This is a genomic window from Streptomyces griseus (assembly GCF_900460065.1).
GTDB classification, from domain to species: Bacteria; Actinomycetota; Actinomycetes; order Streptomycetales; family Streptomycetaceae; genus Streptomyces; species Streptomyces griseus.
Genome location: NZ_UAVD01000008.1, coordinates 1 through 25917 on the forward strand (window position 1 = coordinate 1; position 25917 = coordinate 25917).

A 25917-nucleotide genomic window follows, 5' to 3' on the forward strand; every position below is an offset into this window, starting at 1 on the left:
GTAGGTGCTGTCGTAGTCGCTGTCACTGTCGCTGTCGGCGGTCGTCGCGGCCCAGATGATCAGACCGAGGATCGCGGCGCCGACGACGATGCCGACGGAGCCGAGGATGACTCCGGCGAGCGCCATCCCCCGGTTGGTGGCCTCGCCGCGCTTGGCCCGGCCGAGGCCGATGATGCCGAAGATCAGCGCGAGGATGCCGAGGATGATGTTGAGGCCGTAGAGACAGAAGCCGACCACCGAGATGATGCCGATCACCATCGCGGCCGTGCCCAGTCCGTTGTTGGGCGCGGGAGCCCAGCCGACCGGCCCCGCTCCGTAGGCGCCGTAGCCCGGGTAGCCGCCGTACGGCTGCGGGGGCGGAGCCGGGTAGCCGTAGTGCGCGGCGGGCGGCGGGGCCGCGTGGCCGGGGCCGTTCGGGCCGATCGGCGGCGGCGGCACGTCCGACGGCGCGGGCCCGAAGCCTCCGGCCTGGGGTATCGGCCCGGTGCCGCCCCCCGCGGCGGGTCCCGCGCTCGGCATGGACGTCACGGTCTGCTGGTCGTGGACCGCGGGCGGCGGGGTGTGCGCCCCCGGCTTGCCCAGTTCCACCTTGCTGTCCGGCGGTGCCCACGGATCGCGTGGCGCGGCCCCGCCCCCGGGCTGCTCTGTGTTGTCTGACATGGGCCTCCCCCATCGTGGTCCCGTCATGCTACGGCCAGGCCTCGGCGCCCCGGACCCCGCCTGCGATGATCGGTGGGGCCGGTACGCCCGGCCGACGTCACGCCGAACGGGAGATTTCCGATGACCGATCCGCATCCCTTCATCGCCGGGCTGCCCAAGGCCGAGCTCCATGTCCACCATGTCGGGTCGGCCTCGCCCCGGATCGTCGCCGAGCTGGCCGCCCGGCACCCGGACTCCAAGGTCCCCACGGACCCGGAGGCGCTGGTCGACTACTTCACCTTCACCGATTTCGCGCACTTCATCGAGGTCTACCTGTCGGTGGTGGACCTGGTCCGCACCCCCGAGGACGTCCGGCTGCTCACCTTCGAGGTGGCGCGGGACATGGCCCGGCAGAACATCCGGTACGCGGAGCTGACCGTGACCCCGTTCAGCTCGACCAACCGGGGCATCCCCGAGGTCGGGTTCATGGAGGCCATCGAGGACGCCCGCAAGGCCGCGGAGGCCGAGCTGGGCGTCGTCCTGCGCTGGTGCTTCGACATTCCGGGCGAGGCCGGTCTCCAGTCGGCGGAGGAGACCGTCCGGCTCGCGGTGGAGCACCGGCCCGAGGGACTCGTCTCCTTCGGCCTCGGCGGACCGGAGATCGGAGTGGACCGCCCCCAGTTCAAGCCGTACTTCGACCGGGCCATCGCCGCCGGCCTGCACTCGGTGCCGCACGCCGGGGAGACCACGGGACCGCAGACGATCTGGGACGCCCTGACCGCGCTGCGCGCCGAGCGCATCGGGCACGGCACCAGCTCCGTCCAGGACCCCCGGCTGCTGGAGCACCTCGCCGAGCACCGCATCGCGCTGGAGGTCTGCCCGACGTCGAACATCGCCACCCGCGCGGTCACCGACATCGAGCTGCACCCGATCCGGGAGATGGTGGCGGCGGGGGTTCTGGTGACCGTCAACAGCGACGACCCGCCGATGTTCGGCACCGACCTCAACAACGAGTACGCGGTGGCCGCACGGCTGCTGGAGCTCGACGAGCGGGGCATCGCGGGGCTCGCGAAGAACGCCGTGGAGGCCTCGTTCCTCGACCCGGCGGGCAAGCGGAGGCTGGCCGAGGAGATCGACACGTACACGGCGAACTGGCTCCGGACGCCGGGCCGCTGACCCGGTCGTCGACAATGGCCCCATGGCCACCACCGTCACCGGCGTCACCGCGGTAGGACACCGCGGCGACCCCTACGTCGCCCGTGAGAACACTCTGCCCTCGATCCGCTCCGCCCTCGAACGGGGGGCGGACGCGGTCGAGATCGACGTCCGCGTGACCCGCGACGGGGTGCCCGTCCTGCTGCACGACGCGACGCTGGAGCGGCTGTGGGGCCATGACCGGCGGTTGGACCGGCTGGACCACGCGGAGCTGGAGGAGCTGACGGGCGGCGGGGTGCCCACGCTCCGCGAGGCGCTGCTCGCCGTCGGGGCGCACCGGGTGATGCTGGACCTGCCCGGCTCCACGGACGCCTCGGTGAAGAGGATCGTGGGCACGGTCCGGGAGTGCGGGGCGGGCGACCGGGCGTACTACTGCGCGAGCGCGGACGCGATGCTGCGGGTGCGTGCCGCCGATCCGGCCGCGGAGATCGCCCTGACCTGGACCACGCTCGCCCCGCCGCGTCCGGAGCTGCTGGCCGCGGTGAAGCCGCGCTGGCTGAACTACCGCTTCGGCCTGGTGAGCCGGGAGCTGGCGGACCGGGCCCACCGGGACGGGCTGCTCGTCTCCGCGTGGACCGCCGACACCAGGCGCACGATGCGCCGGCTGATCGAGCGGGGCGTCGACTCGATCACCACCAACCGGATCGACACGCTGCACGGTCTGCTGGCCAACTCGCCCGGCCGCGGCGGTTCTTGATCGGTCCGGCATGATGGGAGGTCCCGCACCGCCCGCCGCCGCTCCGGGGCGCCGGGCCCTTGGGCATCGAGGAGCAGCTGTGATGGACCCCCGACCGCAGGCGGCCACCGCCCGGATACGTTCCGACGTCGCGCACAACGCCCGGGTGTGGAACTACTGGCTGGGCGGCAAGGACAACTACCCGGTGGACCGGGCGGTGGGCGACCGGGTGACCGGGATGTACCCGAGCATCGGTGAGGTGGCGCGCGCGGACCGGGCGTTCCTGGGCCGGGCGGTGCGCCATCTGGCGGGCGATGTGGGCGTCGACCAGTTCCTCGACATCGGCACCGGGCTGCCGACCGTGAACAACACCCATGAGATCGCCCAGCACACCGCGCCGCACGCCCGCATCGTGTACGTGGACAACGATCCGATCGTGCTGGCCCACGCCCGTGCCCTGCTCACCAGTTCGCTGGAGGGCGCGACCGAGTACGTCGACGCGGACGCGCACCGCCCGGAGCAGATCCTGCGGGCCGCCGAGCCCACCCTGGACCTGGGGCGGCCGGTCGCGGTGATGATGCTCGGCATCCTGAACTTCGTGCTGGACGGGGACGAGGCGCGGTCCATCGTGCGGACGCTGATGGCGGCCGTGCCGTCGGGCAGTCACCTGGTGCTGACGCACCCGACGCTGGAGCTGGGCGGCGAGGGCAACGAGGCGGCGATGCGTTTCTGGAACGAGAACGCCACCCCGCCGATCACGGCCCGCAGCCGCGAGGAGTTCGCCTCGTTCCTGGAGGGTCTGGAGATCCTGGAGCCGGGGATCGTCTCCTGCTCCCGCTGGCGGACGAGCCCGCGGGAGCCGGAGGTCGCCCAGTTCGGGGTGGTGGCCCGGAAGCCCTGATCCGTGCCGCTGCCGGCTCGGGCGCCCGGGGTACGGGCGCCTCGGGCCTCGGCGTGCGCCCGCTCCGGTGCCGTTCGGCGCTGGACCGGGCGGCGGGCGACCGGCCGGGCGGCGGCGCCGGGGTTTCCCTTCGCGGGCTTCACAGGCCGACGATGGCGTTCCACTTCTTGGCGAACCCCATGCGCTCCTCGGAGGTGATGTCGCGTGCGATGGCGAGCCGTTCCCGCATCGCGTCGTCGGGGAAGATCAGCGGGTCCTCGGCGAGCGCGGCCGTCTCCTCGTCCTTGGCGGAGGCCAGGACGTCCCGGGCGGCGGGCACGGGGCAGACGTAGTTGACCCAGGCGGCCAGTTCGGCGGCGACCTCGGGTTCGTAGTAGTGGTCGATCAGCTTCTCGGCGTTGCGCTTGTGGCGGGCGAGGTTGGGGATCATCAGGGACTCCGCCCACAGCTCGGCGCCCTCCTCGGGGACGACGAACTCGATGTCGGGGTTGTCGGCCTGGAGTTGGATGACGTCGCCGGAGTACGCCTGGCAGGCGAGCACGTCGCCGGTGGCGAGGTCCTTGATGTAGTCGTTGCCGGTGAAGCGGCGGATGTGCTTCGAGCGGACCCGCTTCTCGACCTGTTCGCACATCGTGTGGAAGTCGTCGGCCGTCCAGCGGGTGATGTCGACTCCGTTGCCCTGCATCAGCAGCGCGAACGACTCGTCGAGCCCGGAGAGCAGGGTGACCCGGCCGCGCAGGTCGTCGGCCCACAGGTCGCCCGTGGACCGGATCTCGCGGCCGAGCTTCTTGCGGTTGTACGCGATGCCGGTGATGCCGGACTGCCAGGGGACGCTGTGGCGGCGCCCCTCGTCGAAGGCGGGGGTGCGCAGTTGGGGGTCGAGGTACGTGGCGACGTTGGGCTGTTTCGCCCGGTCCATCTCCTGGACCCAGCCGAGCCGGACGAAGCGGGCGGCCATCCAGTCGCTGATGACGATGAGGTCCCGGCCGGTCTGCTGGTGGTTCATCAGCGCGGGGCTGATCTTCCCGAAGAACTCGTCGTTGTCGTTGATCTCCTCGGTGTACGTGACGGAGATCCCGGTCCGTTTCGAGAAGGCGTCCAGGGTGGGGCGCTTCGACTCGTTCTCGTCGTCGGTGTCGATGTAGAGCGGCCAGTTGGCGAAGTGCAGGGTGTGGTCGGTGGCCGAACTGTCGTGTCCGGCGCGGTCCCCCGGCTCGACGAAGGCGGCGGGCACCCCGCAGCCCGCCAGAGTGGCGCCGGCCGCTCCCGCCCCGAGGGCGCGCAGCAGGGAACGGCGGGACATGGGGTTCTTCCTGATCGCTCGCACCCGCGCAGAATGCCGGTCGGCGCTCGCGCGGACAATGGACCAAGCGTCCAGCGGGGCGGGTCCGCCCCGCACACCTTGTCCAGCGGCCACGGGCACGGAAACGGCCCCGGGCCGGAGCCCGGGGCCGTACGGCACGGCGACGATCCGTGGATCAGTCCTCGATGGACGTCATGACGTGCTTGATGCGGGTGTAGTCCTCGAAGCCGTACGCGGAGAGGTCCTTGCCGTAGCCGGACTTCTTGAACCCGCCGTGCGGCATCTCGGCGACCAGCGGGATGTGGGTGTTGATCCACACGCAGCCGAAGTCGAGGTTCTTGGACATGCGCATGGCGCGGGAGTGGTTCTGCGTCCAGACCGAGGAGGCGAGCGCGTACTCGACGCCGTTGGCGTAGGCGACGGCCTGGTCCTCGTCGGTGAAGGACTGGACGGTGATGACGGGTCCGAAGACCTCGTTCTGGATGATCTCGTCGTCCTGCTTCAGGCCGGAGACGACGGTCGGGGCGTAGAAGTAGCCCTTGTCGCCGACCCGGTGGCCGCCCGCCTCGACCTTGGCGTGGGCGGGAAGCCGCTCGATGAAGCCGCTGACCTGCTTCAGCTGGTTGGCGTTGTTGAGCGGGCCGTACGCCACGTCCTCGTCGTCCGGCTGCCCGGTCTTCGTGTCGGCGGCGGCCTTGGCGAGCTCGGTGACGAAGGCGTCGTGGATCGACTCGTGGACCAGGACGCGGGTGGCGGCCGTACAGTCCTGGCCCGCGTTGAAGAAGCCCGCCTCGGAGACGCCGGCGACGGTCTTGGCGATGTCGGCGTCCTCGAAGACCACGACGGGCGCCTTGCCGCCGAGCTCCAGGTGGACCCGCTTGACGTCCTTGGCCGCGGACTCGGCGACCTGCATGCCGGCCCGTACCGAACCGGTGATGGAGGCCATCGCCGGGGTCGGGTGCTCGACCATGGCGCGGCCGGTGTCCCGGTCGCCGCACAGGACGTTGAAGACGCCCTTGGGGAGGATCTGCCCGATGATCTCGGCCATGAGGACCGTCGACGCCGGGGTGGTGTCGGACGGCTTGATGACGACCGTGTTGCCCGCGGCGAGCGCCGGGGCGAACTTCCAGACGGCCATCATCATCGGGTAGTTCCACGGCGCGACCTGGGCGCAGACGCCGACCGGCTCACGGCGGATGATGGAGGTCAGCCCCTCCATGTACTCGCCGGCCGAGCGGCCCTCCAGCAGCCGGGCGGCCCCCGCGAAGAAGCGGATCTGGTCCACCATCGGCGGGATCTCTTCGCTGCGGGTGAGGCCCAGCGGCTTGCCGGTGTTCTCCGACTCGGCGGCGATCAGGTCCTCGGCCCGCTCCTCGAAGGCGTCCGCGATCTTCAGCAGGGCCTTCTGCCGCTCGGCGGGCGTGGTGTCGCGCCAGGCGGGGAAGGCCGCGGCGGCGGCCTCCATGGCGGCATCGACGTCGGCCTGACCGGAGAGCGGCGAGGTCGCGTAGACCTCTTCCGTCACCGGGCTGACCACATCGATGGTCCGCCCGTCCGCGGCGTCCCGGAACTCTCCGTTGATGTAGTTGCGCAGACGGCGCACCTCGGTGGTCACAACCACCCCTCCTGTCGGCTGTCCGATGGGTGAGATGTCCACCCTAATCGGTCCGGTGACGCTTTCGACATACCCACCCGCCCCCAACTTCGGATTCAGTCAGATCCGGGCACTCAGACAACGAATTTCATCGATCCGGGGTTGCGAGACAGACGAGGAGCGGTGCATGGTGGGGATGTGGCCAGTCGCAGCGCAGACTCCAGGACCGGGAACGGATCGCCGCCCGCGGTCGATGCCGTCTCCCTCGCAATCATCGAGCAGCTCCAGGAGGACGGACGGCGTCCGTACGCCGCGATCGGCAAGGCCGTGGGCCTCTCCGAGGCGGCTGTGCGCCAGCGCGTCCAGAAGCTGCTCGACCAGGGCGTGATGCAGATCGTCGCCGTCACGGACCCGCTCACCGTGGGGTTCCGGCGCCAGGCGATGGTCGGCATCAATGTCGAGGGCGACCTCGATCCGGTGGCCGAAGCCCTGTCGGCCATGGCCGAGTGCGAGTACGTGGTCATGACCGCGGGCTCCTTCGACCTGATGGTGGAGATCGTCTGCGAGGACGACGACCACCTGCTGGAGACGATCAACAAACGCATCCGGACCCTTCCCGGAGTGCGCTCCACCGAGAGCTTTGTTTACCTCAAGCTCAAGAAGCAGACCTATATGTGGGGAACCCGATAGCCGTGAGCAAGGACCTCAGCCGAACCGCGTACGACCACCTGTGGATGCACTTCACCCGCATGTCGGACTACGAGAACGCGCCCGTTCCCACCATCGTGCGTGGCGAGGGAACGTACATCTTCGACGACAAGGGCAAGCGCTACCTGGACGGTCTCTCCGGCCTGTTCGTGGTCAACGCCGGTCACGGTCGTCACGAGCTCGCCGAGACGGCCTACAAGCAGGGCCAGGAGCTCGCCTTCTTCCCGGTGTGGTCCTACGCCCACCCGAAGGCCGTCGAGCTGGCCGAGCGGCTCGCCGACCACGCCCCGGGCGACCTCAACAAGGTCTTCTTCACCACCGGCGGCGGCGAGGCCGTCGAGACCGCCTGGAAGCTGGCCAAGCAGTACTTCAAGCTCAAGGGCCAGCCGACCAAGTACAAGGTCATCTCGCGTGCCGTCGCCTACCACGGCACCCCGCAGGGCGCGCTCTCCATCACCGGCCTCCCGGCCCTGAAGGCCCCCTTCGAGCCGCTGGTCCCCGGCGCGCACAAGGTGCCGAACACCAACATCTACCGCGCCCCGCTGTTCGGCGACGACCCGGAGGCCTTCGGCCGCTGGGCCGCCGACCAGATCGAGCAGGAGATCCTCTTCGAGGGCCCCGAGACCGTCGCGGCCGTCTTCCTGGAGCCCGTGCAGAACGCGGGCGGCTGCTTCCCGCCGCCGCCCGGCTACTTCCAGCGGGTCCGCGAGATCTGCGACCAGTACGACGTGCTGCTCGTCTCCGACGAGGTCATCTGCGCCTTCGGCCGGCTCGGCACGATCTTCGCGTGCGACAAGTTCGGCTACGTCCCGGACATGATCACCTGCGCCAAGGGCATGACCTCGGGCTACTCCCCGATCGGCGCCTGCATCGTCTCGGACCGGATCGCGGAGCCGTTCTACCAGGGCGGCAACACCTTCCTGCACGGCTACACCTTCGGCGGCCACCCGGTCTCCGCGGCCGTGGGCCTCGCCAACCTCGACATCTTCGAGCGCGAGAACCTCACCCAGCACGTCCTCGACAACGAGAACGCCTTCCTCACCACGCTCCAGAAGCTGCACGACCTGCCGATCGTCGGCGACGTCCGCGGCAACGGCTACTTCTACGGCATCGAGCTGGTGAAGGACAAGGCCACCAAGGAGACGTTCACCGACGAGGAGACCGAGCGCGTCCTGTACGGCTTCCTCTCCAAGGCGCTGTTCGAGAACGGTCTGTACTGCCGGGCCGACGACCGGGGCGACCCGGTCATCCAGCTCGCCCCGCCGCTGATCTCCGACCAGTCCACGTTCGACGAGATCGAGGGCATCCTGCGGACCGTCCTCACGGAGGCGTGGTCGAAGCTCTGACCGCCACCAGGTCCCCCGGCCGATGACCGCCCGGCGGTCATTTCATCGGTCCACACGGCCCGGATACGCCCCTTCGAGTGAGAAGGGGGTGTCCGGGCCGCGTGCCGTGCGCCCGCACCGGTCCGACTATCTACGGTGCCGAGTGACCGATCGGCCGCGTCTTCGTTCCCCCGTACGGGGGAACGGGAAATCTGACCTGAACCGAGGTGTACGCCATGGTGGCCCCGCCGGACAACGACGTGATCTGGGCGCGTTCCCTGCACCACTCCCACAACGGATCGCCCGGTCTCGGCGGTGTCTCCCTCGGTGTCCGGGACGCCGAGATCCTCGCTGTCACCGGACCGCGCGGCAGCGGGAAGACCACGCTGCTGCACTGCCTCTCCGGCCGGCTGACGCCCCAGGAGGGCGAGGTCTGGTTCAACAGCGTCCCCGTCCACACCATGGCCCCCCGGGTCCGCGAACGGCTGCGCCGGGAACGCTTCGGCTGGATCGCCTCCGACCCGGAGCTGGTCCCGGAGCTCACCGTCTGGGAGAACGCCGCGCTGCCCCTGCTGCTGCGCGGCGTCTCGCACCGGGCCGCCCGGAAGACCGCCGTCGAGTGGCTGGAGCGCCTGGACATCGCCGCCTTCGCGCGGAAACGGCCGCACGCCCTGCTCCAGGCGCAGCGCCAGCGGATCTCCGTGGCGCGGGCCCTGGCCGCGCAGCCGACCGTGATCTTCGCCGACGAGCCCACCGCGACCCTGCACCGCGCCGACGGCACCCAGGTGCTGCGCACCCTCACCACGGCGGCCCGCTCGCACGGCATCACCGTCGTGCTGGCCACGCACGACGCCGAGGTCGCGGCCCTGGCCGACCGGACCGTCCCCCTGCTGGACGGCCGCTGCGTCGCCACCGTCACCCTGCCCGCGAAACCGGAAGCGGAGGGCCGCGCGGCGTGCTCGCTCTCCGTCTAGCCCGCGGTTCCCATCCCCTCGTCCTGGTCCGGCGGCTGCTGGTGGCCGCCGCTTCGGCGGGCGTCGGGTTCCTCCTCCTGTGCGCCCTCGGGTACGCCGCCGCGCACCCGGCCTCCGCCGGTTCGGTGCTGCGGCTGCTGTGGTGCTTCGTCCCGCTGGCCGCCACCGTGCAGTTCGCCGTGGCGGTGGCCCGGACCGACCCGAGCACCCGGCCCCGGCCGGGCCTCTCCTCCGTCGGCCTGGGCCCGGTCCGGCTGTCCGCGCTGGCCGCGGTCTCCACCGCCGTCTCCACCACGCTCGGCTCCATGGTGGCCCTGCTCTTCTTCCTGCACCTGCGCGGCGATCTGACCGGGATGCCGTTCGACGGCGGCGCGGCGGAGTTCCTCGGCGCGGACACTCCGCTGCCGTTGGCCGCCGCCCTGATGCTGCTGGCGCTCGTGCCGGTGGCCGCTTCGGCGGCGAGCGCGCTGGCGCTGCGGTCGCGGCCCGACCCCGTCCCGGACGCCTCCGGCTCCGAGGAGCTGCCGGAGCCCGCGCCGGCCCCGGCCGGACTCCCCTGGGGCGTGGCGCTGGTCGCGGCCGGACTCGCCGTCGAGGCGATCGCCTCCCGCGGCGCGTCGGGGAGCGCGTTCCCGCTGCCCGGACGGTACGACTCCACGCCGGTAGCGGTCCTGATCGGATGGACGCTCACCGCGGTCGGCCTGGCGACGGCGGGGCCGAGCCTGACCCATCTGTGCGGGCGGGTACTGCAGGCCGTGCGCCCCGGAGCCGTACGGCTGCTGGCGGGGCGGGTCCTGATGAACGAGGCGCGCCGGATCGGCCGCCCGCTCGGGGTGGTCTGCGCGGTGCTGTCCGCCGCGATCGCCGCCTCGGCGCTGTACGGGGGCGACGAGCGCCCCTACGGCCCGCTCACCGCACTCGGCGCGGTGCTGGTCCTCGGCTGCACGGCGGCCACGCTGCTGACCTCGGCGCTGGAGGCCAGGCACGCCCGCGCCCACACGGTCGAGGCCTTGTTGAGGATGGGCGCTCCGGCCGCCACGCTGCGCCGGGCGACGGCGCTGCGGGCGGGCGCGCTGCTGGCCCTGTTCGCCCCGCTGACCTGGGTGATCGCGCAGTTGGCGGCGCTTCCCCTGACGAAGTGAACTGGCGGGGTGCCCGGGGTGCGGGTGCCCGGGAGCCCCGGCGGTGTCAGGGGTGGGTGGCGAGCCGGGCGGCCAGCGCGTCGAAGAAGGCCTCCCAGCCGTCCTCCGCCGCCGCGTACTGCTCGGGGGTGAGGTGGCCGCCGCGCTGCTGGAAGGCCAGCTCGGTGGTCCCGTCGCCGAGGTCGCTGAAGGTGACGGTGACGGTCTCGCCCTCGGCGTCCTCGGGGGCGGAGCCGTCCTTCAGCGTGAAGACGAGCCCGTCGGGTTCGCTGACCTCGCGGTAGACCCCGTGGAAGGGCATCTCGACGCCCGGCATCACGATGACCAGGCGCCACGAGCCCCCGGGCCGGACGTCCATCGCGACCCGGTCCAGGGGGACGTCCGCCTCGCCCCCGTACCAGGCGGCGAAGTCCTCCGGCGACGTCCAGGCGGCGAAGACCCGCTGCTGCGGGGCGTCGAGGACGCGGGTGAGGTCGATGCCCTCGCGGGTGCCGGTCATGGTTCACGGTCCTTGTCGCTGTCGGTGCCCTGCGGCGTACGGGTACGGGGTCCGGACCTCCAGCTTGCCGGGCCCGGGGCGCGCTGTCGCGGCGTACGGCACGCGCCCCGGCTCCCCGGTCAGGGCCGCAGCAGTCCGGCGAGGGTGGCGTACGCGCTCTCCCACCCCCACGCCTCGCGGACCCACGCCCGGCCCTTCTCCCCCATGGCCGCGGCCGCCGCCCGGTCCCGCAGCAGCGCGACGAGCCGCTCCGCGACGGCGGCCGTGTCCCGCCCGTCGACCAGGTGGCCGGTCTCCCCGTCCCGTACGGTGTCCGGCGCGCCGCCCGAGTCGCCGACGAGGACCGGCAGCCCGGCGGCCGCCGCCTCCAGGAAGACGATCCCGAGCCCCTCCACCTCCAGGCCGCCTCTGCGGGTGCGGCAGGGCATGGCGAAGACGTCGGCCGCCGCGTAGTGCTCCGGCATCTCCGGGTGCGGGCGTCCGCCGGCGAGGACCACGGCGTCCGCGACCCCGGTGTCGGCGGCGAGCCGGCGCAGGGTCCGGGCGTACGGTCCGTCGCCGGTCAGCAGGAGTACGGCGTCGGGCACCGAGCGCAGGACGGCGGGGAGGGCGCGGATCAGGGTGTCCTGCCCCTTGCGCGGGACGAGCCGCGCCGCGCACAGGATCACCGGCCGCGCACCGAGCCCGTACCGCTCGCGGACACGGTTGCGCGTCCCGGGCTGTGCCCCGTCGCACGCCCGTTCCCGTACGGCTTCGCGCGCTCCCGGCCGTACGGCGAAGGCCTCCGGGTCCACGCCCGGTGCCAGCCGCACCATGCGGCGGGCGGCGGCCGGGCCCAGCGCGGCGGCGATGGGGGCGCGGGTGGCCGCGCCCAGGTAGGTCACCGCGTCCGTACGCTCCCCGATCCTCCGCAGCAGGGCCCGGGCGCCCGGGGTGCGGGCCCACCACACCTCGTGCCCGTGCGTCGTGGCGACGGCCCGCCGCACCCCGCTCTCCCGGCGCAGCCGGCCCGCCATCAGCCCGAGCGGGGCGGCGGCCCCGAACCAGACGCTGTCGCAGCCGTGGCGGCGGGCGAGTCCGGCGGCGCGGGCGGTGACGCGGGGGACGGGGAGCAGCGTCCGGGCCGGGTCGCGGACCACGGGGTAGGGCAGGGCCGCGTCATGGGCGGCTGCCCCGGGTTCGGCGGAAGTGTACACGACGACGGAGTCCGCGGGGAACCGGTCGGTCATCGCCCGGACGAAGGTCTCGATGCCGCCCTGGCGCGGCGGGAAGTCGTTGGTCACCACGAGGGTGCGGCGGCCGGTCATCGGGACACCTGCTTCCCCACGCGGACGAGCAAGGGGTGGCCGGGGGTCTGCCGGGCCGCCGCCCACACCGCGAGGACCAGCGGGTGCACCAGATAGCCGAACCGGCTCGCGGGCATGAACGCGATGGCCAAAAGCAGCCCGAGCGCGAGCCGCGCCGCCGCGTCCGACGCCGTCGCCGGGGGCCTGAGGAGAAGGGAGAGGGCGACGAGGAGCGCGCTCACCCCGAGCAGCAGGAGCGCGAGCGTGCGGCCGCCGGGGACGTGGGTGGCCAGCAGATGGCCGGGGAGCGGGCTCGCGGCGGACGAGACCGCGTCGGTCAGCCCGAGCGGGAAGTCGACGACATGGGCCCGGAAGGCTCCCGGGTCGCGCAGCGCGGCGGGCAGGACGAGGGCGGCGGCGGTGAGCAGCGCGACGAGCCCGCAGCGTGCGGCGGCGCGGTCCGCCGGCCGGCGGCTCCCCCCGAGGCCCTCCCGGCGGACCGCCGGGCGGCGGCTGTCCCCGCGGCCCTCCCGGCGGACCGCCGGGCGGCGGCTGTCCCCGCGGCCCTCTCCCCCGTCCGCCGGGCGGCCCGCGGACGTGGACCGGGAGGCCGCCGCCAGCAGCGCCAGGGCCACCGGAATCGCGGGCCAGGCCGTCCACTTGAGGGCGGCTGCCGCGCCGAGCGCCAGTCCGGCGGCGCCCGCTCTCCCCCGGCCGGCCAGCGCGAGCCCGAGGCACATCAGCCCGGCCACCGGCAGATCGACGCCCCCCACCGCGAGCGGCAGCGCGACCAGCGGGCAGGCGGCGATCCACCGCAGCGGCGCGCTCCGGTCCCCCGCCGGGAGGGCGAACGCGAGCGCGCCGAGGAACGCCGCGCCCATCCACAGCCGTGGGTCGGTGAACGGCCCCGGCCCGGCCAGGGCCTCCGGCAGACCGAAGACGGCCATGCCCGGGAGGTACGGGTTGAAGTCCTCGGGCGCCACGGGGTGTTGGAGGTACGGCGTCCCCTCGGCGAGCAGCAGCCCGGCCGACCGCGCGACCACCCGCGCCTCCAGCTGCGCCAGGTCCACGGCGAGAAGCCACAGCAGGGGCAGCGGCACCGCCCCGGCGAGGGCGACCGCGCCCGCGATACGGGGACTCCGGCCGCGTGCGGTGAGCAGCGCGGCGGCCAGGTAGCCGAGCGCGGCGGCGGCTCCCCAGACGCGGTGCGGGCCGAGCGCGGAGAAGACCGCGAGCCCCAGCGCGGCGGTCGCGCACAGCGCCCACCAGAGGGCGCCACCGAGCCGCGGTGGCGGCTCGCGGTGCTGGTCAGGAGGGGTGAGGGGCGTGGTCGTTGCCATGGATCCGAGGCTAGGAACGGGCCGTTCACGGATCGTCACACCACCGTCCGGTCCTCGGGGTCAACCCGTGGCATGAGCCGGCGCCGGGAATTCAACCCCTGCTCCGATGCGCCCGGACCCGGCGGTGACGAAGAATCTCCGTATGACGCGCACCATCACGCCGGACCGCCCGGCCGCCGCTCCCGAAGCCCCGCCGCCGGCCCGCGGGGTGCGGCGACGGCTGCGGCACTGGGCGGCGTCCCCCTCCTACGCCTGGCTGACCGCGGCGGGGCTGACGCTGTTCGCGGTCGTGGAGCTGGCCGTCGTACCGGGTTCGGGGGTCACGGCGTTCGGGGTGCTGGTCTGCACGGCCTCGCTGGCCCTGCGGGCGACGCGTCCCGCCGTGGGGTTCGTGACCGTGGGCGCGGCTCTGCTGAGCTTCGCGACCGACGGCAACATGGCGTACGCGACCATCGCCGGGTCCCTGATCGGCTGCTACACCCTGGGGCGGCACCGGGTCCAGCATCCGGCGATCCTCGTACTGGCCGGTTCGCTGGCGGCGCTGACGGTCAATCTGGTGCACATCGACCGGTGGGCCCGGGACGGCTCCCCCGGGCTGCCGGCGCTCCAGGGGACCGACCGGTTCAGTCTGGGCCTGTACGCCGAGACACTGGTGCTGACGGTGATGATCCTGGGCGCGGTGAGCACGGGCGACGCGGTGCGGGCGCGCGAGGAGACCCGGCACACCCGGGCCGCCGCGCAGTCCCGGCTGCTGGCGATGGAGCGGCGGCAGGCCGCCGAGGCGGAGCGTGCGGCGATCGCACGGGAGTTGCACGACATGATCGCGCACTCGGTGTCGGTGATCGCGGTGCGCGCCGAGAGCGCCACGTACACCACCCCGGACCTCTCGCCCCCGGCACGGGACGCCTTCCAGGAGATCGCGGGCACGGCCCGGGCCTCGATGGCGGAGCTGCGGCGGCTGCTCGGGGTGCTGCGGACGGGCGACGGCCCCGCGACGGCCCCGCTCACCGCCCCGCAGCCCTCGCTGGCCGGTCTCGGCGACCTCCTCGATCAGCACCGGGCGGTGGGCGGCTCGGCGGAACTCCGGGTCACCGGTGACCGGGCGCCGCTGCCCGCGTCCTGGGAGCTGTCGGCGTACCGGATCGTCCAGGAGGCCCTGACGAACGCCCGCCGGCACGCCCCGGGCGCGCACACGGTCGTGGAACTCCACCACCGACCGGGCCTGTTGACGGTCCGCGCGACGGACGACGGGCCGGGCCCCGGCCCCTCCGGCACCGTCGACGGCTCCGACGGCTCCGGGCGGCGGGGGCACGGTCTGGTGGGCATGGCCGAACGGGCCGCCCTGCTAGGCGGGCGGCTCACCGCCGGCCGGGGCCCGGCCGGCGGCTTCCTCGTGGAGGCGGAACTGCCGTGGTGATCCGGGTGCTGGTGGCCGACGACCAGGCGGTCGTGCGGACGGCGTTCTCCGGTCTGCTGAACACCCAGGACGACATCGAGGTGGTCGGGGAGGCGGAGGACGGCGAGCAGGCCGTGCTCCGAGCGGCCGAACTGCGGCCCGATGTGGCGTTGCTGGACATCCGCATGCCCAGGCTCAGCGGCATCGACGCGGCGCGTGGCATCGTCGCGGAGTCGGGCGGGGCGACGAGGGCGCTGATGCTGACGACGTTCGGGCTGGACGAGTACGTGTACGACGCCCTGACCGCCGGGGCCAGCGGATTCCTCCTCAAGGACGCCACCTTCCCCGAACTGCTGCACGCGGTACGGGTGGTGGCGGGCGGCCACGCCCTGCTGGCCCCCGAGATCACCGGGCGGCTCATCGCGGAGTTCACCCGGCAGCGGGTCAGCGCTCCCCCGCCGCGCTCGGTCGACGGGCTGACCGCGCGCGAGGTGGAGGTGCTCGTTCTGATCGCGCGGGGCCTGTCCAACGCGGACATCGCCGACCGGCTGACCATCACCGACCACACGGTGAAGACCCACATCAACCGGCTGTTCGCGAAGATGGGACTGCGGGACCGGGCGCAGGCGGTGATCCTGGCGTACGAACGCGGGCTGGTGGCGGCGGGGACGCGGCCTCCCTGAGCCCTCAGGAGGCGTGGGTCCCGGCCGCCAGCACCACCGTCTCCGCCGCGTCGAAGCGGACGCCCACGACCGCGCCCTCCTCCGGGGTGTCTCGCAGGGCGCACTCCGCCTCCAGCACCGGCGCGTTCTCCGGCACCAGCCGCACGGTCACATGGTTGCCCCGGAAGGTGCGGACGCCGACCGTGCAGCGCAGGCCGTCCTCGGGAGCCCCGATCAGGACGCCGGCGGGCCGGACCAGCAGATCCACCTCGCCCTGCGGGGAGCCCCCGGGAACCGGGACCTTGCCCCAGGCGGTGGCGGCGGCCTCTCCGGTGACGGTCGCCCCGGTCACGTTGTCGAAGCCGAGGAACCGGGCGACGAACGCGGAGGCGGGGCGCTGCCAGACGTCCAGCGGGCCGCCCTCCTGCGCGATCCGGCCGTCCCGCATCACGACGACCCGGTCGGCGAGCGCGAACGCCTCGCCCTGGTCGTGCGTGACGGCCAGCACGGTGGTGCCCAACTCCTGGAAGAGGGTGCGCAGCTCGACGACGAGCCGTTCGCGCAGGCTGCGGTCGAGCTGACCGAGCGGCTCGTCCAGCATCAGGAGCCTGGGCCGCGGGGCCAGGGCGCGGGCCAGGGCGACGCGCTGCTGCTCACCGCCGGACAGCGCGGAGACCGCGCGGCGTTCGGCCCCGGGGAGTCCGACCAGCTCCAGCAGCTCGCGCACCCGGCGCCCGGCCTCGGCCCGTCCGACACCGTGCATCCGGAGCCCGAAGGCGACGTTGGCGCCGACGTCCCGGTGCGGAAAGAGCTGGTGGTCCTGGAACATCAGGCCGAGGCCGCGCCGGTGCACCGGGACGCCGCTCTGGTCCTGCCCGGCCAGCAGGACCCGGCCGCCGTCCATGGGCTGGAGCCCGGCGACGGCCCGGAGCAGCGTGGACTTCCCGCTGCCGCTGGGACCGAGCAGGCAGACGATCCGGTGGTCGGCGACCTCCAGGTCGACCGCGTCCAGGGCCGTACGCTTCCCGAACCGCACGGTGGCTTCCCGCAAGCTCAGCATGTCGTTCAGAACTCCCCGGATCGGTCGGTGCGGATACGTTCGAGGAGCAGCAGCGAGACCGCGCACACCAGCATGAGAAGGGTGCTGAGGGCCATCGCCTGCCCGTAGTTGAGCTCTCCCGAGCGGCCCAGCAGCCGGGCGACGGCGACCGGCAGGGTCGGGTTGTCGGGCCGCGCGATGAAGACCGTCGCGCCGAACTCCCCGAGGGAGACGGCGAAGGCGAAGCCGGCCGCGACCAGCACGGCCCGCCGCACCAGCGGCAGGTCGACCTCCCGCCAGGCCCGCAGCGGAGAGGCTCCCAGCACGGCGGCGGCCTCCCTCAGCCGGTCGTCGACGGCCCGCAGCACGGGCAGCATGGTCCGCACGACGAAGGGGACGCCGACGAGCGCCTGGGCCAGCGGGACCAGGATCCAGGAGGTCCGCAGGTCGAGCGGCGGCTCGTCCAGGGTGATCAGGAAGCCGAAGCCCACGGTGACGGCGGACACCCCGAGCGGCAGCATCAGCAACGCGTCGAAGCCCCGGACCAGCGGCCCGGCCCGCCGGGTCAGGGCCGCCGCCGCGAGCCCGCCGACGACGAGCGCGATGAGCGTCGCGACGAGCGCGTACCGCAGGGAGTTGCCGACGGCCTCCAGCGGCGGGACCAGGAAGGTGGACGAGCCGCCGGAACCGGCCGACTGGAGGGCCCGGTAGTAGCCGAATCCGTAACCCCCGGGACCGTCGAAGGAGCGCTCCACCAGCACGCCGAGCGGCACCAGGATCAGCAGGAGCGCGGTGAGCAGGACCCCGCCGAGCAGCGCCCACTGCCCGGGGCCGCGCGGCCGGCGGGAGGTCCCGGCGGGGTCGACCAGCTTCAGCGCCCGCTCCCGGCGGCGTACGGTCGCGGCGTGGACGGCGAGGATCGCGCCGACCGCGGCGAACTGCACCAGGGTCAGCACGGCGGCCGTCGGCAGGTCCAGGAGCTGCGCGGTCTGCCGGTAGACCTCCACCTCCAGGGTGGAGTACGCCGGTCCGCCGAGGATCTGCACGACGCCGAAGGAGGTGAAGGTGAAGAGGAAGACCATCAGCGCGGCGGCGGCGACGGCCGGGGCGAGCGCGGGCAGCGTCACCCGGCGGAAGGCGGCGAACCGTCCGGCGCCGAGCACCCGGGCGGCCTCCTCCTGGCGCGGGTCCAGCTGGGCCCAGAGCCCGCCCACCGTCCGTACGACCACGGCGTAGTTGAAGAAGACGTGGGCCAGGAGGATCGCCCACACGGTGGTGTCGAGGCGGACGCCCCACAGTTCGTCGAGGAGCCCACCGCGCCCGAGCAGGGCCAGGAACGCGGTGCCGACGACGACCGTGGGCAGCACGAACGGCACGGTGACGACGGCCCGCAGCACCTGCTTGCCGGGGAAGTCGAAGCGGGCGAAGACAAAGGCTCCGGGCAGGGCGATCAGCAGGGTGAGCGCGGTCGAGGCGAGGGCCTGCCAGGTGGTGAACCAGAGGACGTCGAGGATGTCCGGGCGGCCGAGCACCTCGCCGATCCGCCCGAACTGCCAGTCGCCGCCCGTCCTGAGGCCGCGGCCGACGATCGCGGTCACGGGATAGGCGAAGAACAGCGCGAAGAACGCGACGGGCACGGCCATCAGGCCGAGCCGCAGCGCGGCCCCGCGCCGCCCGGACCCGCGTCGGTCCCGGGCGGCCTCGGCGGTCTTCGCCGCGGGCTCTACTTCAGGACCAGCGACTGCCACGACTGGATCCACTGCTCACGGTTGGCGGTGATCTTCTCGGGCGCGACGGTGGGAGGCGTGTCGATCTTCTCGCCGAACTTCGTGAACAGCTCGGGCAGGGTCGCGTCCTTCACGACCGGGTTCACGAACATGTTCAGCGGCATGTCCTCCTGGAACGTCTTGCCGATCATGAAGTCCAGCAGCGCCTTGCCGCCCGCCTCGTTCTTCGCGCCGGTCAGCAGCCCCGCGTACTCGGTCTGCCGGAAGCAGGTGCCGGTGGCGACCCCGGTGGGGGCCTCCTTGGGCTGCGGGTCGGCGTAGAGGACCTCGACGGGCGGGCTGGAGGCGTAGGAGACGACGAGCGGGCGGTCCGCCTTGGCCTTCTTGCCGCCGGCCGAGCCGGAGAACTCCTCGTTGTACGCCTGCTCCCAGCCGTCGACGACCTTGACGCCGTTGGCCTTCAGCTTCTTCCAGTACGCCTCGTAGCCGTCCTCGCCCTCGGCGGCGATGGTGCCGAGGAGGAATCCGAGGCCGGGCGAGGAACTGGCCGCGTTCTCGGTGACGAGGAGGTTCTTGTACGCGGGCTTCAGCAGGTCCGCGAAGGTCTTCGGCGGGGCGAGCTTCTTGTCGGCGAAGTACTTCTTGTCGTAGTTGACGCAGATGTCACCGGTGTCGACGGGGGTGACGCGGTGCTTCTCGTCCGTCTGTGTGTCCGGCGCGACGCCGTCCAGGCCCTTGGCCTCGTACGCGGTGAACAGACCGTTGTCGAGGGCCCGGGAGAGGAGGGTGTTGTCGACGCCGAAGAAGACGTCGCCGCGCGGCGATCCCTTGGTCAGGATCTCCTGGTTGAGCGCGGCCCCGGCGTCGCCGCTCTTGAGGATCTCGACCGTGTAGCCGGTCTCCTCCGTGAACGCCTTCAGCACCTTGTCCGAGACGTTGAAGGAGTCGTGGCTGACCAGGGTCACGGTCTTGGAGCCGGAGCCCTTGGACGCCCCGGAGCCCGCGGAGCCGTCGTCGCTGCCGCAGCCCGCGAGCACGGTGACGCCGAGCGCGGCGGCGAGCACGGTCGTCGCGTACTTCGTGGTGGTGTTCATGTGATTCCTCCTGGAGATGACCAGGAAGAGACGCGGCCCCGACCGCGGTCCGGCGAACCGGAAGCGGGCAGGGCGCAACAGCTTGAGTAAGGTCCGAACTTCCTACCCGGAATGACCCGGGCGAGGTTCAGAGGGTCTGCGGCCAACCTGTCCTCGGTGCCGCACTCTCAGCGCTGTGGCGCTCCCCTGTCGGAATATGAAGTTGATTTCGAGCCCAGGCTACACCGGTGGATTCCGGCCGCCCGGGGGAGGCCGGGTGCGGTCCCCGGAGCGGCGGCCCCACGGAGGCCACCGCTCCGGGGAAATAGGCCGGGGAGTGTCCGCAGCCACTCCGGCGCCTTGCGATCGCACGCACCAGGCGCCGCCCGGCCGCCCTTCGGGCGACGACGGCAGTGTGACGACAGGCCCTAGCGCTCGGCCGCCGCCAGCTGCCCGCAGGCCCCGTCGATCTCCTGGCCACGGGTGTCCCGGACGGTGACGGGCACCCCGTGGGCAGCGACGGCCTCGACGAACGCCTTCTCGTCCTCGGGCCGCGAGGCGGTCCACTTCGAGCCCGGCGTGGGGTTCAGCGGGATCAGGTTGACGTGCACCCGCTTGCCCTTGAGCAGCCGGCCGAGCCGGTCGCCGCGCCAGGCCTGGTCGTTGATGTCGCGGATCAGGGCGTACTCGATGGAGATCCGGCGGCCGGACTTGTCGGCGTACTCCCACGCGGCGTCCAGCACCTCGCGGACGTTCCACCGGGTGTTGACGGGGACCAGGGTGTCGCGCAGCTCGTCGTCCGGGGCGTGCAGCGAGACGGCGAGGCGGCACTTGAAGCCCTCGTCGGCGAAGCGCAGCATGGCCGGGACGAGGCCCACGGTGGAGACGGTGATCCCGCGCTGCGAGAGGCCGAGGCCGTCCGGCTCCGGGTCGGTGAGGCGGCGGATCGCACCGACCACGCGGTTGTAGTTGGCGAGCGGCTCGCCCATGCCCATGAAGACGATGTTCGACAGCCGCGCGGGCCCGCCGGGCACCTCGCCGTCGCGCAGGGCGCGCATCCCGTCGACGATCTGGTGCACGATCTCGGCGGTCGACAGATTGCGGTCGAGGCCGGCCTGCCCGGTGGCGCAGAAGGGGCAGTTCATGCCGCAGCCCGCCTGCGAGGAGATGCACATCGTGACGCGGTCCGGGTAGCGCATCAGGACGGACTCGACGAGCGTCCCGTCGTGCAGCTTCCACAGCGTCTTGCGCGTGGTGTCGTCGTCGCAGCTGATGTGACGCATCACGGACATCAGATCGGGGAACAGCGCCTCGGCGAGCTTCTCCCGCGATCCGGCCGGGATGTTCGTCCACTCGGCCGGGTCGTGCGCGTACCGCGCGAAGTAGTGCTGCGAGAGCTGCTGCGCGCGGAACGGCTTCTCACCGGTCGCGGCGACCGCTTCCTTGCGCTCGGCGGGCGTGAGGTCGGCGATGTGCCGCGGCGGCTTCTTGGCTCCGCGGGGCGCGACGAAAGTGAGTTCTCCGGGCTTAGGCATGGTTCATCCAGTGTCGCAGACAGACGAGCAAGGGCCCGCCGCCCTGTGGACGACGGACCCTTGCTCGCGAAACGTGCAGGTGGGACAGGGTGCCGGGGTGACGAGGCGGTCAGCCGGAGCCGACGAACAGCACCAGCAGCAGCCAGACGACCGGAGCGGTCGGCAGGAGCGAGTCCAGCCGGTCCATGATGCCGCCGTGACCCGGGAGCAAGGTGCCCATGTCCTTGATCCCGAGGTCCCGCTTGATCATGGACTCGCCCAGGTCGCCGAGGGTGGCGCTGGCCGCGACCGCGAGGCCGAGCAGCAGGCCCTGCCACCAGGCGCCGCCGTCGATCAGGAACTCCATGCAGAGCGCGCCGGCGACCATCGCGAACGCGACCGCTCCGAGCAGGCCCTCGCGGGTCTTGCCGGGGCTGATGCGCGGAGCGAGCTTGTGCGTGCCGAAGCGCCAGCCGACCGCGTACGCCCCCGTGTCGCTGACCACGGTGAGGATCAGGAAGGTCAGGACCCGCCACGACCCGTCGTCCGCCGTCAGCATCAGGGCGACGAAGGTGGCCAGGAAGGGTACGTAGAACGCCGCGAAGACCCCGGCCGTGACGTCCTTGAGATAGCCGTCCGGCGGCTCGGTCATCCGCCAGACCAGCACCGCGAGGGCGGTCAGGGCCATCGCGATCCAGGCGCCCTCGGGGCCGCGCGCGTAACCCGCGACGACCATCGCGGCTCCGCCGACCGCCAACGGCACCAGGGGCGCCTTGATGCCCTTGCGCTCCTGGAGCCGGGAGGTCAGCTCCCAGAGGCCGACGACGACGGCGGCCACTATCACGCCGATGAAAGCGGCCTTCACGATGAACAGCGAGACGCCGATGACGGCGCCGAGACCCACGCCCACCCCTATGGCGGCGCGCAGATCACGCCCCGCGCGCTTCTTCTGCGGCGGGGGCGGCAGCGGGGTGGACATGGGCTCCTGCGGCTTCTCGTCACGGAACAGGGGGCCGCTGACGTGAGCGGCTTCTCTGTCCCGGTCGTCGCGGCTCTGTGCGTCTCTACCTGCGTCGGGAACGTCCGGCACGATGGGCATGGGCCGAGTCTGCTGGGCGTCATGCACATCGTGGGCAGGACCCGCCGGGGCGGCCCTCATCTCGGGCGTGCCCCAGTAACCGGCTCCTTGCGGGGCACCCCAGGAAGAGTCGTTCATCAGACTTCGAGCAGCTCGGCTTCCTTGTGCTTGAGCAGCTCGTCCACCTGCGCGACGTACTTCGCGGTGGTGTCGTCGAGCTCCTTCTCGGCGCGGCGCACCTCGTCCTCGCCGGACTCCTTGTCCTTGACGAGCTTGTCGAGGGTCTCCTTGGCCTTGCGGCGGATGGAGCGGATCGAGATCTTGGAGTCCTCGGCCTTGGTCTTCGCGACCTTGATGTACTCCTTGCGGCGGTCCTGGGTGAGCTCGGGGAAGGTCACCCGGATGATGTTGCCGTCGTTGCTCGGGTTGACGCCGAGGTCGGAGTCGCGGATCGCCTGCTCGATGTTGCGCAGCGCGCTCTTGTCGAACGGCGTCACGACGGCCATCCGCGCCTCGGGGACCGAGAACGAGGCCAGCTGGTTGATCGGGGTCAGCGCGCCGTAGTAGTCGGCGACGATCTTGTTGAACATCGCCGGGTGCGCGCGGCCGGTACGGATCGCGGCGAAGTCCTCTTTCGCGACGACAACGGCCTTCTCCATCTTCTCCTCGGCCTCGAGGAGGATTTCTTCGATCACCACGTGCTCCTGCGTGTCTTGGGCGGGCCAGGCGTCGTCATCGCCAGGCCCTGCGGGTCCTGCGTCGCGTCCTCACCTGCACGGTGTCCGACCGGCAGGCCGTTGTCCATCCTGGGGGGCCGTCAGGCCCGGGTGCTCACGTCGCTCACGAGCGTGCCGATCTTCTCACCCTTGACCGCGCGAGCGATATTGCCCTCGGTGGTCAGCTCGAAGACGAGGATCGGGAGCTGGTTGTCACGGCAGAGCGTGATGGCGGTGGCGTCGGCGATCTTCAGATTGCGGGTGATCACCTCGCCGTACTCCAGCGCGTCGAACTTCACCGCGTCGGGGTTGGCCTTCGGGTCGGAGTCGTAGACCCCGTCCACGCCGTTCTTCCCCATGAGCAGCGCCTCGGCGTCGATCTCCAGGGCGCGCTGCGCGGCGGTGGTGTCGGTGGAGAAGTACGGCATGCCCATACCGGCGCCGAAGATCACCACGCGCCCCTTCTCCAGGTGCCGTACGGCGCGGAGCGGGATGTACGGCTCGGCGACCTGGCCCATGGTGATGGCGGTCTGGACGCGCGAGTCGATGCCCTCCTTCTCCAGGAAGTCCTGGAGCGCCAGGCAGTTCATGACGGTGCCGAGCATGCCCATGTAGTCGGACCGGGCCCGGTCCATGCCGCGCTGCTGGAGCTCGGCGCCGCGGAAGAAGTTGCCCCCTCCGATGACCACCGCGATCTGGGCGCCGTCGCGGACGACGGCGGCGATCTCGCGGGCGATGGTGTGCACGACGTCGGGGTCGACGCCGAGACCGCCGCCGCCGGCGAATGCCTCACCGGAGAGCTTCAGCATGAAGCGTCCGGAACCCTTGTCGTCGTCGCGCTTGTCGTCGGCCTGAATGGCGTCCGCGCCCTTGTCCATGGAAATTCTCCTCGTGCACATACGAAGAAGGCCATTGCCGGTGGGTCTGGTGTCCCTACAGCGGCAATGGCCTCCTCGTCAGATCTGCGGTCGTCCGGCGTGGGTGCGGCCGTCGACTGCGTCAGACCCTATCGGGTCCGACGCTGTTCGCCCGGACGGACTCAGATGCCGACCTTGATGCGCGAGAAGCGCTTCAGGGTGACACCGGCCTCGTCCAGGACCTTCTGGACCGACTTCTTGGCGTCCAGCGCGTACGGCTGGCCGAGGAGGGTGGCCTCCTTGAAGAAGCCGTTGACCCGACCCTCGACGATCTTCGGGAGCGCGGCCTCGGGCTTGCCCTCGGCGCGCGTGGTCTCCTCGGCGACGCGGCGCTCGGCCTCGACGACCTCGGCCGGGACGTCCTCGCGGGACAGGTACTTCGGGGCGAAGGCGGCGATGTGCTGCGCGATGCCCTTGGCCAGCTCGGCGTCGGCCTTGTCCAGCTCGACCAGAACACCGATCTGCGGGGGCAGGTCGGGCATGGTGCGGTGCATGTACACACCGACGTAGGCGCCGGTGAACTGGGCGAAGCGGTCCAGGACGATCTTCTCGCCGAGGTTGGCGTTGGCCTCGTCGACGTACGCCTGGACGGTCTTGCCGGCCTCGATCTCGGAGGCGAGGAGCGCCTCGATGTCGGCCGGGGAGGTGGCGGCGACGTGAGCGGCGAGGGTGTTGGCGACGGCCTGGAACTTGTCGCCCTTGGCGACGAAGTCCGTCTCGCACTTCAGCTCGAGGAGGACGCCGGACGTCTGGTCCTCGGAGATGAGGGAGACGACGGCACCGTTCTCGGCAGAACGGCCCTCGCGCTTGGCGACGCCCTTCTGGCCCTTGATACGGAGCGCCTCGACGGCCTTGTCGACGTTGCCGTCGGCCTCGTCGAGCGCCTTCTTGCAGTCCATCATGCCGGCGCCGGTGAGCTCGCGGAGCTTCTTGACGTCAGCGGCGGTGTAGTTCGCCATGAGTCTGTATGTCTCTCTCGAAGTCTGAAAGATCTACGGGTGAACGGCGGGGGCGACGCTTGTGGCGTCGGCCCCCGCCGTCAGCAGCCGTGACGGGTGTCAGGCCTGCTCGGCGTCCGCGTCGGCGGCCGGAGCCTCGGCCTCGGCCTCGGCGACGGCCTCGGCCGGCTTCTCGGCGTCGGCGACCTTCTCGGTCTCGGCGGAGGTCTGGACCTCGGCGGCGGCCGCGGTCTCGTCCTTCTTGTCGCCCTCGAGCAGGTCGCGCTCCCACTCGGCGAGGGGCTCGCCGGCGGCCTTCTCGCCCGGCTTCGAGTCACCGGTGGCGGCACCGGAGCGGGCGATGAGGCCCTCGGCGACGGCGTCGGCGATCACGCGGGTGAGCAGGGTGACGGAGCGGATCGCGTCGTCGTTGCCCGGAATCTTGTAGTCGACCTCGTCGGGGTCGCAGTTGGTGTCGAGGATCGCGACGACCGGGATGTGGAGCTTGCGCGCCTCACCGACGGCGATGTGCTCCTTCTTGGTGTCGACGATCCAGACGGCGCTGGGCACCTTCTGCATCTCGCGGATACCACCGAGGGTCTTCTCCAGCTTGGCCTTCTCGCGCGAGAGGACCAGGAGCTCCTTCTTGGTGAGGCCGGAGGCGGCCACGTCCTCGAAGTCGATGAGCTCCAGCTCCTTCAGGCGCTGGAGGCGCTTGTAGACGGTGGAGAAGTTGGTGAGCATGCCGCCGAGCCAACGCTGGTTGACGTACGGCATGCCGACGCGCGTCGCCTGCTCGGCGATGGCCTCCTGGGCCTGCTTCTTCGTACCCACGAACATGATGGAGCCGCCGTGGGCGACGGTCTCCTTGACGAACTCGTAGGCGCGGTCGATGTACGACAGCGACTGGAGCAGGTCGATGATGTAGATGCCGTTGCGCTCGGTGAAGATGAAGCGCTTCATCTTCGGGTTCCAGCGACGGGTCTGGTGACCGAAGTGGACGCCGCTTTCCAGCAGCTCCCGCATCGTGACGACGGCCATGGCCGTACTCCTTGAGGTACTCGGTTATCGCGACCGCAGGTTTGCGTTCGCGCCTGACGCCCCGACGCGCCGTGCCACGAGGGACCGAGGAGCGCGGCCATCTCCACGAAGAGGGAGGTGGCGGGGCGTGCGAAGTCGACCCGGTGACCCGGATCGCCGTAAGAAGTGTACGGGACCGGTCGGGTGCCTGGTGACGGCGCTGTCCACAACCGGG

General features: G+C 72.0%; 24 protein-coding genes. 9 read left to right on the forward strand and 15 right to left on the reverse strand.

The features are described from left to right. Positions 1–660 (reverse strand): DUF4190 domain-containing protein (locus DTB53_RS04420; protein WP_146777714.1); only part of this gene is annotated, 660 nt, incomplete at its 3' end. Positions 661–780: 120 nt separating this feature from the next. Between DTB53_RS04420 and DTB53_RS04425 the strand changes: the two genes are divergently transcribed. The 3 genes from DTB53_RS04425 to DTB53_RS04435 all read left to right on the forward strand — a co-directional run bounded on the left by DTB53_RS04425 (position 781) and on the right by DTB53_RS04435 (position 3431). Then, on the forward strand, positions 781–1815 hold the full coding sequence (locus DTB53_RS04425; RefSeq protein WP_003965914.1) for an adenosine deaminase: 1035 nt from the start codon (positions 781–783) through the stop codon (positions 1813–1815). A 22-nt stretch (positions 1816–1837) separates the two neighbouring features. Further along, positions 1838–2551 carry a glycerophosphodiester phosphodiesterase gene (locus DTB53_RS04430; protein ID WP_003965915.1) on the forward strand — a complete coding sequence of 238 codons (714 nt, stop codon included), beginning with the start codon at positions 1838–1840 and terminating at the stop codon, positions 2549–2551. Between the two features lie 82 nt (positions 2552–2633). Continuing rightward, entirely contained in the window at positions 2634–3431 is a 798-nt protein-coding gene (locus DTB53_RS04435) for an SAM-dependent methyltransferase (RefSeq protein WP_003965916.1), read from the forward strand. Between the two features lie 139 nt (positions 3432–3570). Here DTB53_RS04435 and DTB53_RS04440 read toward each other — a convergent pair whose 3' ends face one another. Next, a complete protein-coding gene (locus DTB53_RS04440) occupies positions 3571–4734 on the reverse strand; it encodes a polyamine ABC transporter substrate-binding protein (RefSeq protein WP_003965917.1) in 1164 nt (387 codons plus the stop codon). Positions 4735–4909: 175 nt separating this feature from the next. Further along, positions 4910–6349 carry a gamma-aminobutyraldehyde dehydrogenase gene (locus DTB53_RS04445; protein ID WP_003965918.1) on the reverse strand — a complete coding sequence of 480 codons (1440 nt, stop codon included), beginning with the start codon at positions 6347–6349 and terminating at the stop codon, positions 4910–4912. 177 nt (positions 6350–6526) lie between these two features. Here DTB53_RS04445 and DTB53_RS04450 point away from each other — a divergent pair, with 177 nt between their 5' ends. The 4 genes from DTB53_RS04450 to DTB53_RS04465 all read left to right on the forward strand — a co-directional run bounded on the left by DTB53_RS04450 (position 6527) and on the right by DTB53_RS04465 (position 10477). Continuing rightward, positions 6527–7018 carry an Lrp/AsnC family transcriptional regulator gene (locus tag DTB53_RS04450; RefSeq protein WP_012378816.1) on the forward strand — a complete coding sequence of 164 codons (492 nt, stop codon included), beginning with the start codon at positions 6527–6529 and terminating at the stop codon, positions 7016–7018. Continuing rightward, a complete protein-coding gene (locus DTB53_RS04455) occupies positions 7003–8382 on the forward strand; it encodes an aspartate aminotransferase family protein (RefSeq protein ID WP_003965920.1) in 1380 nt (459 codons plus the stop codon). The genes DTB53_RS04450 and DTB53_RS04455 overlap by 16 nt, the downstream gene beginning before the upstream one ends. A gap of 215 nt (positions 8383–8597) precedes the next feature. Continuing rightward, positions 8598–9335, forward strand: coding sequence for an ABC transporter ATP-binding protein (locus DTB53_RS04460; protein ID WP_003965922.1), 738 nt, complete (start codon positions 8598–8600; stop codon positions 9333–9335). Beyond that, positions 9317–10477, forward strand: a complete 1161-nt coding sequence (locus tag DTB53_RS04465) for a hypothetical protein (RefSeq protein WP_042495975.1) — start codon at positions 9317–9319, stop codon at positions 10475–10477. The genes DTB53_RS04460 and DTB53_RS04465 overlap by 19 nt, the downstream gene beginning before the upstream one ends. Before the next feature lie 46 nt (positions 10478–10523). Here DTB53_RS04465 and DTB53_RS04470 read toward each other — a convergent pair whose 3' ends face one another. The 3 genes from DTB53_RS04470 to DTB53_RS04480 all read right to left on the reverse strand — a co-directional run bounded on the left by DTB53_RS04470 (position 10524) and on the right by DTB53_RS04480 (position 13602). Continuing rightward, positions 10524–10976: an SRPBCC family protein gene (locus DTB53_RS04470; RefSeq protein ID WP_003965924.1), complete on the reverse strand. Its 453-nt coding sequence runs from the start codon at positions 10974–10976 to the stop codon at positions 10524–10526. A 119-nt stretch (positions 10977–11095) separates the two neighbouring features. Then, entirely contained in the window at positions 11096–12283 is a 1188-nt protein-coding gene (locus DTB53_RS04475; protein ID WP_012378819.1) for a glycosyltransferase family 4 protein, read from the reverse strand. Continuing rightward, a complete protein-coding gene (locus tag DTB53_RS04480) occupies positions 12280–13602 on the reverse strand; it encodes a hypothetical protein (protein ID WP_012378820.1) in 1323 nt (440 codons plus the stop codon). Before DTB53_RS04480 ends, DTB53_RS04475 begins: the two co-directional genes overlap by 4 nt. Before the next feature lie 142 nt (positions 13603–13744). Here DTB53_RS04480 and DTB53_RS04485 point away from each other — a divergent pair, with 142 nt between their 5' ends. Together DTB53_RS04485 and DTB53_RS04490 are read left to right on the forward strand one after the other, a co-directional pair. Next, the gene (locus DTB53_RS04485; RefSeq protein WP_012378821.1) at positions 13745–15019 is read left to right on the forward strand and encodes a sensor histidine kinase; all 1275 of its coding nucleotides are present in this window, start codon (positions 13745–13747) and stop codon (positions 15017–15019) included. Next, entirely contained in the window at positions 15013–15681 is a 669-nt protein-coding gene (locus tag DTB53_RS04490) for a response regulator (protein ID WP_012378822.1), read from the forward strand. The genes DTB53_RS04485 and DTB53_RS04490 overlap by 7 nt, the downstream gene beginning before the upstream one ends. A 4-nt stretch (positions 15682–15685) precedes the next feature. Here the strand turns inward: DTB53_RS04490 and DTB53_RS04495 are convergent, their stop codons facing one another. The 9 genes from DTB53_RS04495 to rpsB form a co-directional block, all read right to left on the reverse strand. Beyond that, the gene (locus DTB53_RS04495) at positions 15686–16720 is read right to left on the reverse strand and encodes an ABC transporter ATP-binding protein (RefSeq protein WP_012378823.1); all 1035 of its coding nucleotides are present in this window, start codon (positions 16718–16720) and stop codon (positions 15686–15688) included. Positions 16721–16725: 5 nt separating this feature from the next. Beyond that, a complete protein-coding gene (locus DTB53_RS04500; protein ID WP_012378824.1) occupies positions 16726–18342 on the reverse strand; it encodes an ABC transporter permease in 1617 nt (538 codons plus the stop codon). Between the two features lie 80 nt (positions 18343–18422). Then, entirely contained in the window at positions 18423–19520 is a 1098-nt protein-coding gene (locus DTB53_RS04505) for a thiamine ABC transporter substrate-binding protein (protein WP_042495978.1), read from the reverse strand. Positions 19521–19927: 407 nt separating this feature from the next. Further along, on the reverse strand, positions 19928–21034 hold the full coding sequence (rlmN, locus tag DTB53_RS04510) for a dual-specificity RNA methyltransferase RlmN (RefSeq protein ID WP_012378826.1): 1107 nt from the start codon (positions 21032–21034) through the stop codon (positions 19928–19930). Positions 21035–21143: 109 nt separating this feature from the next. Beyond that, on the reverse strand, positions 21144–22229 hold the full coding sequence (locus DTB53_RS04515; protein ID WP_012378827.1) for a phosphatidate cytidylyltransferase: 1086 nt from the start codon (positions 22227–22229) through the stop codon (positions 21144–21146). After that, positions 22229–22786, reverse strand: coding sequence for a ribosome recycling factor (frr, locus tag DTB53_RS04520; RefSeq protein ID WP_003965937.1), 558 nt, complete (start codon positions 22784–22786; stop codon positions 22229–22231). Before frr ends, DTB53_RS04515 begins: the two co-directional genes overlap by 1 nt. Before the next feature lie 122 nt (positions 22787–22908). Continuing rightward, positions 22909–23685, reverse strand: a complete 777-nt coding sequence (pyrH, locus tag DTB53_RS04525; RefSeq protein WP_003965938.1) for a UMP kinase — start codon at positions 23683–23685, stop codon at positions 22909–22911. Positions 23686–23846: 161 nt separating this feature from the next. Next, positions 23847–24683, reverse strand: a complete 837-nt coding sequence (tsf, locus tag DTB53_RS04530; RefSeq protein ID WP_003965939.1) for a translation elongation factor Ts — start codon at positions 24681–24683, stop codon at positions 23847–23849. Positions 24684–24782: 99 nt separating this feature from the next. Continuing rightward, on the reverse strand, positions 24783–25703 hold the full coding sequence (rpsB, locus tag DTB53_RS04535; RefSeq protein ID WP_012378829.1) for a 30S ribosomal protein S2: 921 nt from the start codon (positions 25701–25703) through the stop codon (positions 24783–24785). Between the last annotated feature and the right edge of the window lie 214 nt (positions 25704–25917).